The organism is Pleomorphochaeta naphthae (assembly GCF_055396005.1).
In genome coordinates this window covers 2,527,627-2,544,021 of sequence record NZ_AP042457.1, presented here as the reverse complement: position 1 = coordinate 2,544,021, position 16,395 = coordinate 2,527,627, and the positions used below count along the sequence as shown (strand labels likewise).

General features: G+C 29.4%; 13 protein-coding genes. 9 read left to right on the top strand and 4 right to left on the bottom strand.

Features of this window, described 5'->3' with window-relative positions:
• Window positions 1–8: 8 nt before the first annotated feature.
• Together ACZ5SO_RS11600 and ACZ5SO_RS11595 are read left to right on the top strand one after the other, a co-directional pair.
• Complete coding sequence (locus tag ACZ5SO_RS11600) at window positions 9–3,080, top strand: efflux RND transporter permease subunit (protein ID WP_464624795.1); 3,072 nt, start codon at window positions 9–11, stop codon at window positions 3,078–3,080.
• Window positions 3,077–3,367, top strand: a complete 291-nt coding sequence (locus tag ACZ5SO_RS11595) for a PG0541 family transporter-associated protein (protein WP_464624794.1) — start codon at window positions 3,077–3,079, stop codon at window positions 3,365–3,367. Before ACZ5SO_RS11600 ends, ACZ5SO_RS11595 begins: the two co-directional genes overlap by 4 nt.
• 581 nt (window positions 3,368–3,948) lie before the next feature.
• Here the strand turns inward: ACZ5SO_RS11595 and ACZ5SO_RS11590 are convergent.
• Window positions 3,949–4,620: a response regulator transcription factor gene (locus ACZ5SO_RS11590; protein WP_464624792.1), complete on the bottom strand. Its 672-nt coding sequence runs from the start codon at window positions 4,618–4,620 to the stop codon at window positions 3,949–3,951.
• A gap of 2 nt (window positions 4,621–4,622) precedes the next feature.
• Window positions 4,623–5,879, bottom strand: coding sequence for a sensor histidine kinase (locus ACZ5SO_RS11585; RefSeq protein ID WP_464624790.1), 1,257 nt, complete (start codon window positions 5,877–5,879; stop codon window positions 4,623–4,625).
• 500 nt (window positions 5,880–6,379) lie between these two features.
• On the opposite strand from ACZ5SO_RS11585, the gene ACZ5SO_RS11580 reads away from it, so the two are divergent.
• From ACZ5SO_RS11580 to ACZ5SO_RS11550, 7 genes are all read left to right on the top strand, one after another.
• Window positions 6,380–7,063, top strand: coding sequence for a hypothetical protein (locus ACZ5SO_RS11580; RefSeq protein ID WP_464624788.1), 684 nt, complete (start codon window positions 6,380–6,382; stop codon window positions 7,061–7,063).
• The gene (locus ACZ5SO_RS11575; protein ID WP_464624786.1) at window positions 7,063–8,385 is read left to right on the top strand and encodes a M20/M25/M40 family metallo-hydrolase; all 1,323 of its coding nucleotides are present in this window, start codon (window positions 7,063–7,065) and stop codon (window positions 8,383–8,385) included. Before ACZ5SO_RS11580 ends, ACZ5SO_RS11575 begins: the two co-directional genes overlap by 1 nt.
• A gap of 215 nt (window positions 8,386–8,600) precedes the next feature.
• Window positions 8,601–9,809 (top strand): ABC transporter substrate-binding protein, encoded by a 1,209-nt coding sequence (locus ACZ5SO_RS11570; protein WP_464624785.1) that lies wholly within the window; start codon window positions 8,601–8,603, stop codon window positions 9,807–9,809.
• Window positions 9,806–10,498, top strand: coding sequence for a GTP-binding protein (locus ACZ5SO_RS11565; RefSeq protein ID WP_464624783.1), 693 nt, complete (start codon window positions 9,806–9,808; stop codon window positions 10,496–10,498). The genes ACZ5SO_RS11570 and ACZ5SO_RS11565 overlap by 4 nt, the downstream gene beginning before the upstream one ends.
• Window positions 10,495–11,511 (top strand): ATP-binding cassette domain-containing protein, encoded by a 1,017-nt coding sequence (locus ACZ5SO_RS11560; protein ID WP_464624782.1) that lies wholly within the window; start codon window positions 10,495–10,497, stop codon window positions 11,509–11,511. The genes ACZ5SO_RS11565 and ACZ5SO_RS11560 overlap by 4 nt, the downstream gene beginning before the upstream one ends.
• A 9-nt stretch (window positions 11,512–11,520) precedes the next feature.
• Window positions 11,521–11,760 carry a hypothetical protein gene (locus ACZ5SO_RS11555; RefSeq protein ID WP_464624781.1) on the top strand — a complete coding sequence of 80 codons (240 nt, stop codon included), beginning with the start codon at window positions 11,521–11,523 and terminating at the stop codon, window positions 11,758–11,760.
• Window positions 11,761–12,143: 383 nt separating this feature from the next.
• On the top strand, window positions 12,144–13,589 hold the full coding sequence (locus ACZ5SO_RS11550; protein ID WP_464624780.1) for a sodium:solute symporter family protein: 1,446 nt from the start codon (window positions 12,144–12,146) through the stop codon (window positions 13,587–13,589).
• On the opposite strand, the gene ACZ5SO_RS11545 is transcribed toward ACZ5SO_RS11550, so the two are convergent.
• Together ACZ5SO_RS11545 and ACZ5SO_RS11540 are read right to left on the bottom strand one after the other, a co-directional pair.
• A complete protein-coding gene (locus tag ACZ5SO_RS11545; protein ID WP_464624779.1) occupies window positions 13,579–14,934 on the bottom strand; it encodes an MATE family efflux transporter in 1,356 nt (451 codons plus the stop codon). The two genes, ACZ5SO_RS11550 and ACZ5SO_RS11545, sit on opposite strands and share 11 nt — an antisense overlap.
• 117 nt (window positions 14,935–15,051) lie before the next feature.
• The gene (locus tag ACZ5SO_RS11540) at window positions 15,052–16,389 is read right to left on the bottom strand and encodes a GntP family permease (protein WP_464624778.1); all 1,338 of its coding nucleotides are present in this window, start codon (window positions 16,387–16,389) and stop codon (window positions 15,052–15,054) included.
• Between the last annotated feature and the right edge of the window lie 6 nt (window positions 16,390–16,395).

The window sequence follows — 16,395 nt, the reverse complement described above, 5'->3', positions numbered from 1 at the left end:
GGTAAGATATGAAATTAACAAAAACTGTGGTAAATCGTCCTGTAGCGGTAGTAATTATATTTGTTATTCTTATTGGACTGGCGTGTTTTTTAGTTCCACAAATCCCAGTTGAACTATTTCCAGATTCAGATAGACCTGTTGTTATGGTTAGTACCACATATAGTGGTGCTGCACCAGAAGATGTTGTAGAAAATGTAACCGAGGTGTTAGAAAGTCAACTTTCAAATGTTAGTGATTTAGAAACAATTACTTCAACTTCCTCTGAAGGTTCATCTGTTGTTAACTTAGAATTTGATTATTCAAAAGACCTAGATGAAGCAACTAATGATATTAGAGATAAAAGAGACCAAGTTATTGATTCTCTACCTGATGATGCTTCAACACCTGTTATTTATAAAATGAGTTCAGATGATATGCCTATAATGAAATTAGGTTTAGAGGGTGATTTATCTCAAAATGAACTTAAAGAGCTTGCCTCAGATCAAGTCGAACCTTTATTAGAAAGATTAAGTGGTGTTTCATCAGTTTCTGTAAGTGGTGGTCAAGATCAAATTGTTAAAGTAGAAGTTTCGCAAAATAGACTTGAAGCTTATAATATTTCTTTAACTGAAGTTGCTGCTGCTTTAGATGATCAGAATTATCAAGTTGGATCTGGTGACATTGTTGAAGGTGATAAAGATTATATTATTAGAACAGATGAAGAATTTACATCTCTTGATGAAATTGCGAATGTTATAATTAAGGAAAATGTATTATTAAAAGATATTGCTGATGTTCAATTAGGCTATGAAGATGAATCTAGTAGAGTATATATTAATGGTAAATCAGGTGTTGAATTATCAGTAACAAAAGAATCAGATGCAAACAGTGTTGAAGTTGCTGCAGCTGTTGAGGCTTCATTAGACTCAATAAATGATGATTTACCATCAGGTGTTCAATTGTCAGTTCTTTCAAATGATGCTAATGAAATTTCAGCGATTATGAACCAAACTTACCTAGCGTTAATCGAAGGTATATTGCTCTCCATGATTATTTTGTTTATTTTCTTAAGAAATAAATCAAGTACAATAATCATAGCGTTATCAATACCTATTTCAATTTTCATAACAATTCTATTTATGTATTTCAAAGGATTGTCTTTAAATCTAATGACTTTGACAGGTTTGATACTCGGGTTAGGAATGGTAGTAGACTGCTCCATTGTTGTACAAGAAAATATATTTAAATTCAGAGAACGTGGTACAAAGTTAAAGTCAGCAGCTGAACTTGGAACTAAAGAGATGATGATGTCTATTACAGCATCAACATTAACAACGATTTGTGTATTTATTCCAATTATTTTATTTAGTGATAATTTAGAAGGTTTTGGAACTATGCTTTCTGCTCTTTCTTGGACAATTGCTATAGCGTTGATTGTTTCCTTGATTGTTGCATTAACGTTTGTGCCAACAATGAGTGCTAATTATCTAAAAATATATACAAGAAAACAACGTCCATTAAAAAATAAAGGTCTAGCTAAAGTGGATAATTTCTTGGACAGAGGCTTTAAAAATATGAGTCTAAGATATGAAAAACATCTTAGTGCTTTATATGATCATAAAGGTAAAATGATAGTATTTGTAGTACTTTTATTAGTGTTATCACTATATGAATTTACAACAATGGGTGTTGATTTAGCTCCTGATATGAGTGAAGACTCTTTAACTGTTTCTCTTGAATTGCCAGTTGGTACTACTCTTGATGAGACAGAAGCAGTAACTAACCAATTAGTTAATATTATTAAAGATATTGGTGGTTACAATAATATGATAATAACAATTGGTGAGAGTGGAATGTTTGATTCATCAACATATTCTAATAAAGCCTCAATAGACTTAGTCTTCCCAGATGCTGTCGACCAAGTTATTACTGTTGAAGATGTAAAGAACGAGCTTAGAGCTCACTTTGATGATTTCCCTGGGGCAACATTAGAATTTACTTCTGTTGGACCTGGAATGGGTAACTCTGATCCTGTTGATATCTTAATTTTCTCTGATAGTTTAGATGAAGCTTCAGCTTTTGCTACAACTCTTAAAGAAACAATTGAAGAGAAATTGCCTAATATTACAGAGCCTGTAACTGATATGGATGATGGACTTCCTCAATATGAAGTAACAATTGATAGAGAAAGAGCTTATGATTTAGGCCTTGATATGTTTACTATTGGTAATGAAATTGCAGCAAGTATCGATGGTACTACAGCAACAGTATATAGAGATAATGGTGATGAACTAGATGTTGATGTAATATTAAAAGAATATGATAGATCTACTATCCCTGATTTAAACAAAATATTTGTTAAAAATGATGAAGGAGTTAGGATTGCAGTTTCTAACGTAGCTACATTAACTAAATCAACATCTCCGACTTCAATAAGTAGAGAAAATGAAAAAGTTGTAGTTCATGTAACAGGAGACTTAGCTGATGGATATGCATCAACTCAGGCACAAGCAGATATACAAAATCTTTTAGAGAATGAATTAGTAGTTCCAGATGGAATAACTTACGAATTAAGTGGAGATTTTGAAGATATTGCTACAATGTCAACTCAATTTTCAATTATTGGAATTATCGCAATCTTATTAGTATTTGGAATAATGGCAGCTCAATTTGAGTCCTTAAAAGATCCATTTATTGTTTTAACTTCCATTCCTTTAATGTTAATTGGAGTTATTGGATTCTACAAATTTACAGGCTATACCTTTAGTATGATGAGTGCGGTAGGGTTAGTTGTTTTGGTTGGGCTAGTAGTAAATAGTGGTATTGTTCTAGTGGACTATACTAACTTGCTACTTAAGAGAGGAAAGAGTCTTAAAGATTCTTGTATAGAAGCTGCTGGAAGTAGATTAAGACCTATTCTAATGTCTGCATCGACTACAGTACTTGGGATGATTCCTTTAGCATTCTTTGGTGGTGCTGGAACTGAGCAAGTTCAACCAATTGCACAAACAATAGTTGGTGGCTTAATAGCTAGTACATTGTTAACTTTATTCGTAACACCATTATTATTCGCGCTAGTAAATAGGAGAAGGTACTCATGATTAGATTAGAGATAATTGCTAATAATACTGTAGAAATAGATATTTTTAAGGCTTTAGAAGAAGTAGATCCAGGGTTTTATTATACAAGGGTAAATAATGTCCATGGTAGAGGCGGCTGTGATCCTCGTATGGGGGATGCAGTTTGGCCGGAAGAAAACTTTATTTATATTATTTATACTGATAACCAAACTGCAAATAAAATGGTAGAGGCTATAAAAGCTATTAAAAAGAAATTCACTATAGAGGGAATAAAAGTTTTTAAAAACCTTTGCGAAGATATTGATTAAAAATAATTTTTTTTAAATTAAAGATAATGTCTAGGTGGGCCAAATATAATTGGTCCACCTTCCTTTTTATAATCTAGAGATTGCTCATAAATCGATGAGAAAGAATCATTGAAGCAAATATCTTAAATTTATAAATGATAAGTGGTATTACAAATTTTTATTATAGTATTTGGATCACCTAAAATAAGGGTGTAATTTTTTGAGATATTTAAATATAAAGAGTGGTATAATTAGAGTTAATAACGATTGTGAATTGTAAGTAATCACTTTTAGCGTTAAATACAGTAACTATAACAAAAGAGATATGAAAGATAGAAAAAGGTGATGTATTTATTAATTGTGGAAAAAAAGGCTTAATTAAGTCTTGAATAGTAAAAAAATGGGTAAAAGGTATTAGATTAGACATCTATTACATTGTCAGTCATAAGAATCAAAAGGTTATATTAACATTGTTTTAAATTATATTTAATTTTCAAATCTTTATATATTAGAAATTTCAGAAACAAAAAAAGATCTTATATTTTTTGAAGAATTTACAAAAAGACATAATAAGTATAAGTTAAATAGTAATTGAAAATAAATTAATTTGAATTTAGTTTTATTTTATAAGATAGAAGAGCTAGTTGCGTTCTATCTCGCATTTCAAAACTTGCTAAAATATTTGTCATATAATTTTTGACTGTACCTTCACTAAGTTTTAAATTCTGAGCAATTTCTTTATTTGTCATTCCTTCACCAAGTAAATTGAAAATATCTTTTTCTTTATCTGATAAATTTAAAAAGCATTGTTTTAAATTTTCCATTTCTAAAGAATTTGCAGGTTTTTCCTTTTTATTTAAATGAGTTGATAATCTAGTTATAACTGAACTAGTTGCTTGAAAAGTACCATTCATAGATTGTTGTAAAGCCCTAAGTAAATCATCAATAGGAATGTCTTTTAAAAGGTATCCCTCTGCACCAGCTTGAAGAGATTTAATTATATAATCATCGTCATCAAAAGTAGTTAACATTATAATTTTAATATTGGGATTAGTTTTTTTAATTTTTGTTAGGGCAGTTAAGCCGTCCATAACAGGCATTCTTATATCCATTAGAACTATGTCTGGAGAGAGGTCTTTCGCCATTTGTACAGCTTCTACACCATTTTTGGCAGTACCTAAAATTTTAACTTCTTTTTTAATACTTAGCAAAGAGGCAAGCCCATCTCTAATGAGAGTTTGATCGTCAGCTATAATAATTTTGATAGTTTCCATTTTTAATTTTCTCCAATAATTTGTACAGGATCTTTAGGAGCAGTTGCAATTAGTTTTGTTCCTTTACCTATTTCACTTTCAATTATAAAACTACCTCTAATTAATTCAAACCTTTCTTTTAATCCAATTAAACCAATGCCTTTTGTTTCATTGTGTGAATAATATTTTTGAAGATCAAAACCGTCTCCATCATCTTCAACAATTAAATGAGCCTCGTCATCAGTATAGTTTAGTTTTATAGAAACATGTTTAGCATTAGAATGTTTAATAATATTTGTACTACCTTCTTGGATAACTCTAAACAGTGCAATAAGTGTTGCATAATTACAACTGCTATCTTCCTTTTCTATATCCTTGTTAATTATTATACCACTTTGTTCCAGCGTTAAAATAACAGATTTGATTTTATTTCCCATATAAAATTCATTGCTCGGATGAGTTAAATCATTTAGTACAGCTCTTGTATCTTGTAAACTTGAAGAGGCAACTTCTATTGCTGAGTTTATAGACTCTTTACTTTCATTTAAATCGATATCAAGAAAGGCTTGAGCCTTTCTTAATTGAATTTGTAGAGCAGTAAGAGAGTGGCCTATATTATCGTGCATATCCCTTGCTATTCTTGTTCTTTCTTCTAATACAGAAGTTTTAGCGATTTCACTAGCATATTTTTTAAGTTCGATTTGTGATTTGTGTAACTGTTTTAGTAATTTTTCTTTTTCAAAACTATTGTTTCTATCAATTTGCCAAAAGTTAGCAAATAAATAAAAAATAACTACTATAAAAATTCTTTGGAGAAGAATCATAATTTTATAATAGAAATCAAGATTATGCAAAGTAAAGTTATAATTATCTAATAAGCTAATTAGAATACACAAAGATATTATAAAAATTGTGCTTTTTTTTGATGACATTACAAAAGGAACATTAAACGCTAATAAAGGACTTAAATTAATATAGAAAGGGTTTACTATTCCAGTTTGTTTATATTCATAAAATATTATAAAAATAAGACTAAAAATCCTAACACCAAATAATAATCTAGAAAGGTTTATTTTTTCTGATGAATAATTATAGTAGAACTCTATTAATTCAGTACCAAGAAATATAAGTAATGATATACTCTTTAAAATATTATTAGATACCAAAGCCTCTCCAGGTGGTCTTTGGAAAAATTGTAGAGGAATTAAGAATAATATAAAGAGAATTACTGTGAATAATCTTATTAATTTTTTTGTATTATTATTATTAGCGTTTATCATTATATTCATTTTTACATAAGTACTAATTTTTTCCTATGACTATAGTCATTTTTTAAAATTACATTTTTCCTAAAATTTTATTGTTTTATCAATTTATTTAAAATTGTATTAAGAGTATGTTATAAAAGTAGCTATTCTTTTACAAGAAAGATTTTAATATATATCTAATATTTAGTATAAATCGATATAATTAGCAGTAAAACCATAAATTTTTTATAAAATTTATATAAAAAATTCAATTAATTTTCTCATTTAGTTGTATAAAGTTTTAAATGCTTTGTATAATTGGATAAAATGTTTCATTTGGGAATTGGGGTGTATAAAAACTCTTTAAAATTATAGACAGTAAAGTACTATTGATGTACTTTGTTAAGTATTGTTAAGCTTTTTTAGATTTTAAATTTTACCTATAATAGTTTTTATACATAATAGAATATAAGTTATTGATTATATAAAAAGTATAGGTATATATTTTTAGAAAAATCTTTTAGGAGGTGAGGATGAAAGATCTTAGTTTCGATTATGATAAATATATTGAAGATACACATAAACTAGGCAAATTTTTCCTTTCAGTTGGTGTTATTTCATTATTGATAGCTCCTTTTTTAATTGCGAGTCTAACTGGGGCACAAGTTAATATGAAAGCTTTTGCGACATCCATCACTAAAGTCTTACTTATTTATATACCATCTTGTATAGCTGAATATTTAATTTATGTTCCTTTACTTGGTATTGGCGGTGTATATTTATCTTTCTTAACAGGAAATTTAACAAACCTCAAATTACCTTGTGCTTTTAGTTCTAGAGAGATAGCAAAAACTACAGCTGGAACAAAGGAAGATGAAATTATAATGACATTATCCATAGCTACATCAGCATTAACGACAATGCTTGTAATAGCCTTGGGTGTATTAATGATAGTTCCTTTAACTCCTATTTTACAAAATCCAATGATTAAACCTGCTTTTGATAATGTATTGCCTGCTTTATTTGGTGCACTTGGTTACCAATATTTCATTAAAGATTTAAAATTATCTACTTTTGCAATGGTTTCTATGGTTTTAATTTGTATTGGAATCCCATCCTTAATTGGTGATACAGGTACAATGATTATAGTAATTGGCGGTCTTTCGATTGGTGTATCTTACTTATTTTACAAAAGAGCTCATAAGGAGAGAAAATAATGGACGAGAGAGAAGCTTTATATAGCTCTAAATTAGCTAAAATGATTCAATGTGAAACTGTTTCTATTTTTAATGTTAGACAGAAAGAAAAATTTGAAAAATTCCATGGAGTTTTAAAAAGTCTTTTTCCTCATGTTTTTGAAACTTGTGAAGTAGTTAATATTGAAGATTCTTTATTATTTAAATGGGAATGTAAAAATCCTAAATGTGAGCCAGTTCTCTTTATGAGTCACCAAGATGTGGTTGAAGCTACTGGAGAGTGGAAGCATCCTCCATTTAGTGGACATATTGAAGATGGTGTCATTTGGGGGCGTGGGACTGTAGATACAAAAGGTTCACTATTTTGTATATTCCAATCTATTGAAGAGTTAATAGTTGAAGGATTTGAACCTTCAACAGATGTATATATAGCATCTTCTTGTGGAGAAGAAGTTTTAGGCAAAGGAGCTACAAAAACTTGCCAATATTTGAAAGATAGAGGAGTGCATTTACGTTTTGTAATAGACGAAGGGGGAATGATTATAGACTCTCCAATGCCAGGTGTTAAAGGTAAATACGCCATGATAGGTAGTTTGGAAAAAAGTACAGGCAATTATAAATTTATTGCTAGAGGTCAAGGCGGACATGCTTCAGCCCCTCCTAAAAACACCCCTATTGAGAGACTTGCAAAATTTATTACATATTATAAAAAACATGATCCAACTAAATCTAAAATGAATGATGTAACAGCAGAAATGTTCTCAAGACTTGGTAAAACAACTAGTGGCGTTATGGGATTTTTGATGCGTCATTCAAGAGGGTTTGCCCCACTTTTATCGTTTGTTGTCCCAAAATCGAGTAATATGGGAGCTGCTATGTTTAAAACAACAGTAGCCTTTACTACAGCAAAAGGGGCTAATGGCTTAAATGTTCTCCCAGAAGAAGCATACGTGACAGCAAATGTTAGATTTATAACTCATCAAGGTCCAAAGCAAATGACTGAAATTTTCAGAAAAATGGCAAAGAAGTTTGATATAGAAGTTGAAGAACTATATCCAGCTGGAGAGTGCCAAGTTGTAGATTATAATAGTAAAGAATTTAAGTTAGTTGAAGAGGTTATCAGAGATACTTGGGAAGATGTAACTCCCTCTCCTTATACTTTAACAGGAGGAACAGATGCCAGATTCTATGCTCCTATTTGTGAAAATATTTTTAGGTTTGCTCCGTTAGAAATAAACCAGCAACAATTAAATTCTATCCATGCTATTGATGAAAATATCTGTACCTATACATTACCTTTAGGTGTAGATTTCTATAAAAAGGTATTAAATAAGATAAAATAATATTCCATTATAAATAAGTAAGAACCGTTGCAGAACTTTAAAAAGGTTAGCAGCGGCTTTTTTATGCATTAAAAGTATTAAAATAAATATAAATATTTTAATTTAGCTATATTATTAATTGATGTAATTATTTTTTTTATAAGGTTGCAAATGCAACAGACTATTTATTTTTTAGGTACTAATATGGGACTATAAAAAATAGAAGAGGACAAAATATGAAAATTAGTGAGAAAGATTTTCTTTACGATATAATAAATAAATATCCACAGACAAAGGATTACTTCATTTTAAATGGGGTAAAACAAGTTGAAAATGAGAAGTTGTTATCATCTTTGGGAAAAACATTAAGATTGGAAACTTTAATTAAATCTAAAAAGTTAAATAAAGACTTATTTTTAGAAGAATTAAACAGTGTTTTAGAGCAAAAAGATGTTGATTCAACTTTAGAAGAAAGTGAAATAAAAAAAGAAGCTGATATAAAATTAACTGGTATTTTACCTTGTCCTGTTCGAATTCCTTTATTAGAGTCTTTTGAAAAATGGTTAGAAGAAAAAGATAAAAAAGAAGATATTGATTACGAATTAAAAGCTGCTTCTATGGGGGTGGATTGGCTCAAGGATAGCATGAAGGAAGAATCCTTATCTGATGTATTTTTATCAGCAGGTTTTGATTTATTTTTTGACGATAAATATATGAATCAATTTAAAAAGAAAAAGGTTTTTAAAGACTTAGTTAATTTAGATAAATACAATAAAGACTTTGATAATGAATATTTATCTTTAAAAGATCCAGATGGAGATTATTCAATAATAAGTGTAGTTCCAGCAGTATTTTTAGTAAACGATGATGTCTTAAAAGATAAAAAAGCCCCTTCATCTTGGGAAGAATTAATAAGTGGTGATTATGATAATAGTGTAAGTTTACCTATTGGAGATTTTGATTTATTTAATGCAATTCTTTTAAATATATATAAAAGATTTGGCCTTGAAGGAGTTAGAAGACTTGGGAAAACTTTACTTAAAAGTATGCATCCTTCACAGATGGTAAAATCAAATGTTGGAAGAATTCAACCTGCCATAACTATAATGCCTTATTTCTTTACTAAAATGGCTAAATTTGGTGGACCAATGAATGCAATTTGGCCAAAAGATGGAGCAATTATTTCTCCTATATTTATGCTAACTAAAGCTAAGAAAGCAGATAAGCTAAAAGAAGTAGCACAATTCTTTGCATCAAGAGAAGTTGGAGAAATATTAAGTCATACAGGGTTATTCCCATCAACGCACCCTGAAGTTGATAATAATATTGATAAAAATAATAGATATATGTGGGTCGGTTGGGATTATATAAAAAATAATGATATTGGAAATATTTTAAAAACCTGTATTGAAGAATTTAACAAATCAAGTGAGGAAATAGCATGAATCTAATCACAATTTCAGGACCTCCTTCTTCAGGGAAAACCTCGGTTATAGTTAAAACTATAGACGCTCTTAAGAAAAGAAATTTAAAAGTTGGTGTAGTAAAATTTGATTGTTTATACACAGATGATGATGTTTTATATAAAAAGCTAAATATTCCAGTTAAGAAAGGTTTGTCAGGTTCATTATGTCCGGATCACTACTTTGTTTCTAATATAGAAGAAGTGACCCAGTGGGGAGTTAAGATGGATTTAGATGTTTTAATAACTGAATCAGCTGGACTGTGTAATAGATGTTCACCATATATTAAAGATATAAAAGCAATATGTGTAATTGATAATTTATCAGGTATTAATACACCTAAGAAAATTGGACCTATGCTAAAAGCTGCAGATATTGTAGTTATCACTAAAGGTGATATTGTCTCTCAAGCAGAAAGAGAAGTTTTTGCATCAAGAGTTAGACAAGTTAATCCTAAAGCAATAACAATGAATATAAATGGCCTTACAGGTCAAGGAGCTTTTGAGCTTTCAACTTTGATATTAGATGATAAACAAATAACGACAGTGAAAGGAAAAGAATTAAGATTTTCTATGCCAAGTGCTCTATGTTCTTATTGTTTGGGAGAAAGAAGAATTGGTGAAGATTACCAATTAGGCAATGTTAGAAAAATGAATTTAGGTGAAAAATGAACAAAGTAGATTTTATAAATTTAAATATAAACCAAGTAATTGAAAAATATCCTTTTATGGCTGATTATTTTAGTGAAAATGAGAATTTTTATAAAGATTTTACTAAAAGTCCCTTAGAGATAATTAGTGAAATGAATGAAGAAGAGTTAGAAGATCTTGCGATTGATAAAGACTTAACTTTAAACAATTACTATGAGTATTTTCAACAAATGCTTGAATTTTTAGGAATTGAGGATGATAAAGTTGAAAGTCTAACAATTCTTAAAGGTTTTGATAAGACAGGCAATAAAGAGTCTTATGATTTAACAATTAATGTTGGTGAAGTAATTGCAATAGTTGGACCAACAGGATCTGGTAAAAGTAGGTTGTTAGCAGATATTGAATGGATTGCTGACGAAGATACTCCTACTAAAAGAAAGATTTTAATTAATGGAAAAGAAGCTGATAAAAAGTGGAGATTTTCCTCTGGGAATAAGATTGTTGCTCAGTTATCGCAGAATATGAATTTTGTTATGGATTTGAGTGTAAGAGAATTTCTAGAACTTCATGCTAATAGTAGATTAGTTGATGATGTAGATAATGTTGTTAGTAAAATAATTGATGAGGCAAATCTATTAGCTGGAGAGACCTTTGATCTTGAAACTCCAATTACTAGTTTATCAGGTGGGCAATCTAGAGCTCTAATGATAGCAGATACTGCAATTTTATCAAAATCGCCAATTGTTCTAATTGATGAAATTGAAAATGCAGGAATAGATAGAAAAAAAGCTTTAGCTTTGTTAGTAAAAGAAGAGAAGATAGTATTAATGGCAACCCATGATCCAATTTTAGCCCTTATGGCAGATAAAAGAATTGTTATTAAAAACGGTGGCATACATAAAATCTTACATACTAATGAAGAAGAAAAAGTAATGTTAAAGAAGTTAGAAGAAATTGATAAGTTTTTGATGAAAGAAAGACAGTTAATAAGATTAGGTCAAGCTATAAAATTAGAATCACTATATATAGATTAGGAGAAGAAAATGCACGAAGGATGTAATGGAAGTTTTGAAAATGGAAAAGAAGTGTTAAATAAAGTTAGAATGATGGGGTATTCAAATGCTTTTTTACCAATGCCTTTAACCATAGAATGTGACTGTGGTAATGTTTTTCAAATGGAGACATTTGAGGATAGTTGTGATAAATGTAACATGATTTATGCTGTGACTCCTTGTCATGCTTTTGATGTAGCTAATGTTATGAAAGCTGGTAAAGAAGATTAATAGTTAATTGTTTGTTACATAATAAGTTGTTTTGACTTGTAAAAAAATTATCAATAAATGTAAAAAATAGAAATATATTATAATAAAGTGCGAATTTGTTATAATTTTCTTAAAATATTTTTGATTTTAAAATTATTAGGTACCTTATATGTTATTTTTATACAAAATTTAATATTACAATAAATTATTATCAATTTCTGTACTTAAATCTTTATATAAAAAGAAAATAGCAGTGTTAAGGGTAAAAAGTTTGTTTTCTAATTAGTTGACATTAAAAACTATTGTTATCTAAAAATCTAATTTATCCCTCAAAATTTTATCAATATTTTTATATTTACACTACCTTAGATAATGATAAGATTATACTCAAGGGGTTAATTTTGATGAGTCTTTTTTTAATGATTACAATAGTGATTTATTTTTTAATATTGCTAATAATTGGATATGTTTCATCAAAAAAGATTGACATAAATGAAGATTTTGCAGTAGCAGGAAGACGCTTAAATCAAGTATTATTAGCATGTACATTGGTAGCTACAGAAATTGGAGTTGGAAGTTCTTTAGGCGTATTTGAGAAAGCCTATGGTGAATGGGGTTTAAGTTCATCTTGGTATATTTTATCAATGGGCATAGCCTTTGTTATACTTTCGATTTTTGCTCCAAAATTTAGAAAAAGTGAAGTAAAAACTGTTCCTGAATTTTTTAGAAGAAGATATGGTGCTAAATCAGGATTAATTACTACTATTTTAATGATTTTGCCTTTGTTGGTTTTATCTGTAATTCAACTTGTTGCTGCAGGAAAGCTTTTATCAATTTTTTTAGGTTTAGATTATAAAATTTCTGTTAGTATTATAGCTTTTGTAATAATAACTTATTTAGTTTTAGGTGGACTTTGGAGTACTGTATATACAGATTTTTTCCAATTAATCTTAATTGTAGTTGGTCTTTTTTTAGTTTTTATTTATTCAATAAGGCTATGTTCGAATTTACCAAAGGCTTTAAGTAATCTCCCTCTAAAATCACTAGATCTTTTTAATGGTATGAGTACATCAACAATTATTACTTTGGTTATTATGTACATAACAACCTTTACTGTTGGTCAAGAGATTTCTGTCTCTTTTTATTCAATTAAACATTCATATAATTCAAGTAAAGGGACTGTTTTAGCTTCCTTTCTTATGGTATGTTTTGCATTTATTCCAACTTTTTTAGGATTAATTACTTTAGCCTTGGAAAATGTTGGATATCTAGATATCTCAGTTATTTTTAAAGATGGGCTTACATATGCTCTACCAAATTTAGCTTTACAAGCAATGCCCAACTTTATTATAGGAATATTATTTGTATCACTTATTTCTGTTGTAATTAGTAGTGCAGATTCAGATATTTTAGCTATTGGAACTATTTTTTCTAATGATATATATAAGGTGTATATAGATAAAAAAGCAACTACTCGCCAAGTCTTATTTACTTCTAGACTTTCAATAGTTGTCTTTGGTTTAATTGTTTATTTATTAGCTTTATTTAATTCTGGATCGATTATTGAAATATTAATATTTGTATTTTCATTGAGAGCTGCCGGAGCTTTCGTCCCTTATATATTTGGACTTTATTGGCCTAAATCATCTACTATAGGAGCTAATGCTTCTTTAATAATAGGAAGTATTTCTTTTATTCTTTTGGAAATATATCATGCTACAATATTTACAATTCAACCAATTATAATTTCATTAATCTTAAGTTTAATTTCATTTATCTTTTTCAGTAAGAAATTTCCACCTTTGATTGAGACTGTCGAATTAGTAGATGAAGAAATTATTATTTTGTGATTTTTAGTTGATGATGGTTTAACCAGTTCCCTTTAAAGTAATAAATTATAAATACAATTGCACTTATACTCCAAGTTAGTGGGTATGCAGAAAATACTATTTTAATATCATAAACATATTTTAGCGCCACAGTTATATATGAGACTCTGAAGATGCACCAGAATAATAGCATTACTGCCATTGGAATTATTGATTTACCAGCCCCTCTATATATTCCTGCCATTGTATGAGATATTGCTAATTGGAAAAAGAAGAAAGCTGTTATTCTTGCCTTTAATACACCAATTTCGATTACACTTGGATCATTTGTAAAAATTAATAATAATTTTGGTGAAAAAATAAAGATAAATAAACCTATAGTTTGAGCTAGAACTATCGCTGAAATTATTCCAAATTTAGTACCTTTTTTTACTCTCAAGAATTCTCCCGCTCCAATATTTTGGCTTGTATATGTAGTCATCGCCATAGCAAAACTTGTAACTGGAATGAATGCAAATCCTTGAATTCTCATCATTGCACCGTTTCCTGCCATAGCAACTGGACCAAATATATTTATACTTGATTGAACAAATACATTAGCAATTGAAATAACAGAATTTTGAATTCCTGATGGAATTCCTATGGCTAAAAACTGTTTTAATAATGAAATATCTAATTTAATCTTTTTAATATATATTCTATAGATATCTTTAGTTGTTAATAGAATTCTATAAGATAGAATAGCACTAATTGATTGACTAATAACTGTTGCTAGAGCAACTCCTTTAGTCCCTAATTTAAAATAAATTACAAATATTAAATCAAGGATTATATTGGAAATAGATGATACTATTAAAAAATATAAAGGTCTCTTACTATCTCCCATTGCTTGAAGAATCCCACTTGCACTATTAAATAAAATTAATGCACTTATTCCTAAGAAATATATTTGAACATAATCTGTTGCATCATCTAAGACAGAAGCTGGTGTTTTCATTATGATTAACAATTTAGGAGCAAAATAATACCCAACTAAAGTTAGGACTATTCCACTTAAAAGAGCAAACGCTACTGTTGTATGTACAGCTTTTTCAACTCTTTCTACATCTTTAGCCCCAAATAACTTGGAAATAACAACACCAACTCCAATAAAAATACCAGTAAATAATCCAACGATAAGAAAAATTAATGGACCACAAGATGTGATAGCAGCTAAGGCTTCTCGTCCTACATATTTACCTAAAACAATAGTATCTACTATCATATATAATTGTTGAAATAAATTCCCTAGAAATATTGGAAAAGCAAAGTATATTATATTTTTACTTATTGACCCGCTAGTCATTAATTTTGTGTTAGTTTTCATGATTAATTTAAAAGTATCTCATTAATCATTTATAGTAAAGAAGTAAAATTTAATTTAGAGAAATAAAAAAATCCATAAGCAAATATTACTTATGGATTAAATTAGTAGTACTTAAATTTATAAAAATAATGAAATTATAAACACAATAATAATTGTTGTTATACCCATTACTGCTGTAACCCCTGTCTGACATTTATAAGCTTCTTTAGTATTCATATCACTAAATTGAGATACAACCCAGAAGTATGAATCATTAGCATGAGAAACTGTCATTGAGCCAGCACCAATTGCCATAATAACTAATACTTTAGCTAATTCGCTATCAAAACCTAATGTACTCATAAGTGGGGCAATCATTGCTGATGTTACTATCATAGCAACAGTTGAAGCACCCATAGCTGTTTTTAATAAGGCTGCAATAATAAAGGGTAGTAGAACCCCAATGTGTAAATTCAAGAGTGAATCAGCTAAGGCATCGGCAATTGGAAGGGATTTTAAAATAGCTCCAAAAGCACCACCGGCTCCAGTAATTGCTAGGATTCCAGCAGCATTAGTAACACCTTTAGTAACCCAATCAAGTTTATTTTTCTTTTCAGATACTGGAATTAAAGTGGTTGCAATAGCTATACCTATAAGTAAAGCTACAACAGGATTTCCTATGAAAGATATAAAACTTGCTATAGATCCATTTCCAAAAGGTTCTGATGGGAAATCAGCAATGGATTTGAATGCAATTAGAATAATTGGGACTAAGATTGGTGAAAAAGAATGTAATGCTGAAGGGAGTTTTCCATATTTTTCTTGTAACTCTTCAACTGTATTTTCTGGATTTGGTTTAATATCTACTTTTGAAGCAACTTTTGTAGCATATAATAATCCAGCAATCGTTGCGGGGATTGAAACAATTAATCCAATTAAAATTGTTAAACCAAGATTAGCACTTAAAGTTCCGGCCATGGCAATTGGACCAGGGGTTGGAGGAACTAAACAGTGAGTTGCATACAGACCAGCAGATAGTGCAGTAGCTAATACTGCTAAGCTTTTGTTACTTTGTTCTGCTAAAGCTCTTGCAATAGGGGATAAGATAACAAATCCTGAATCACAAAATACTGGTATTCCAGTTACATACCCAGTAGCTGCCATAGTTAGAGCAGATTTCTCTTTACCTACTAAATGTAGAATAGAGTTAGCCATAGTAAGTGCAGCTCCAGTCTTTTCTAATATAGTACCAATTATTGTTCCTGCTAGGATAACAATACCAATAGCACCTAAAATGCTACCGAATCCACTTTTTACAGTATCTACTACTGTTGCCGCATCCATCCCACATAGAAGACCAACTAATATGGATATAGTTGTTAATACAATAAATGGATGAATTTTAAATTTGCTAATGGCTAATACCATAACAATAACTGACAGAATGATCACTGAAAACATATAAATCCCTGACATTCTTTT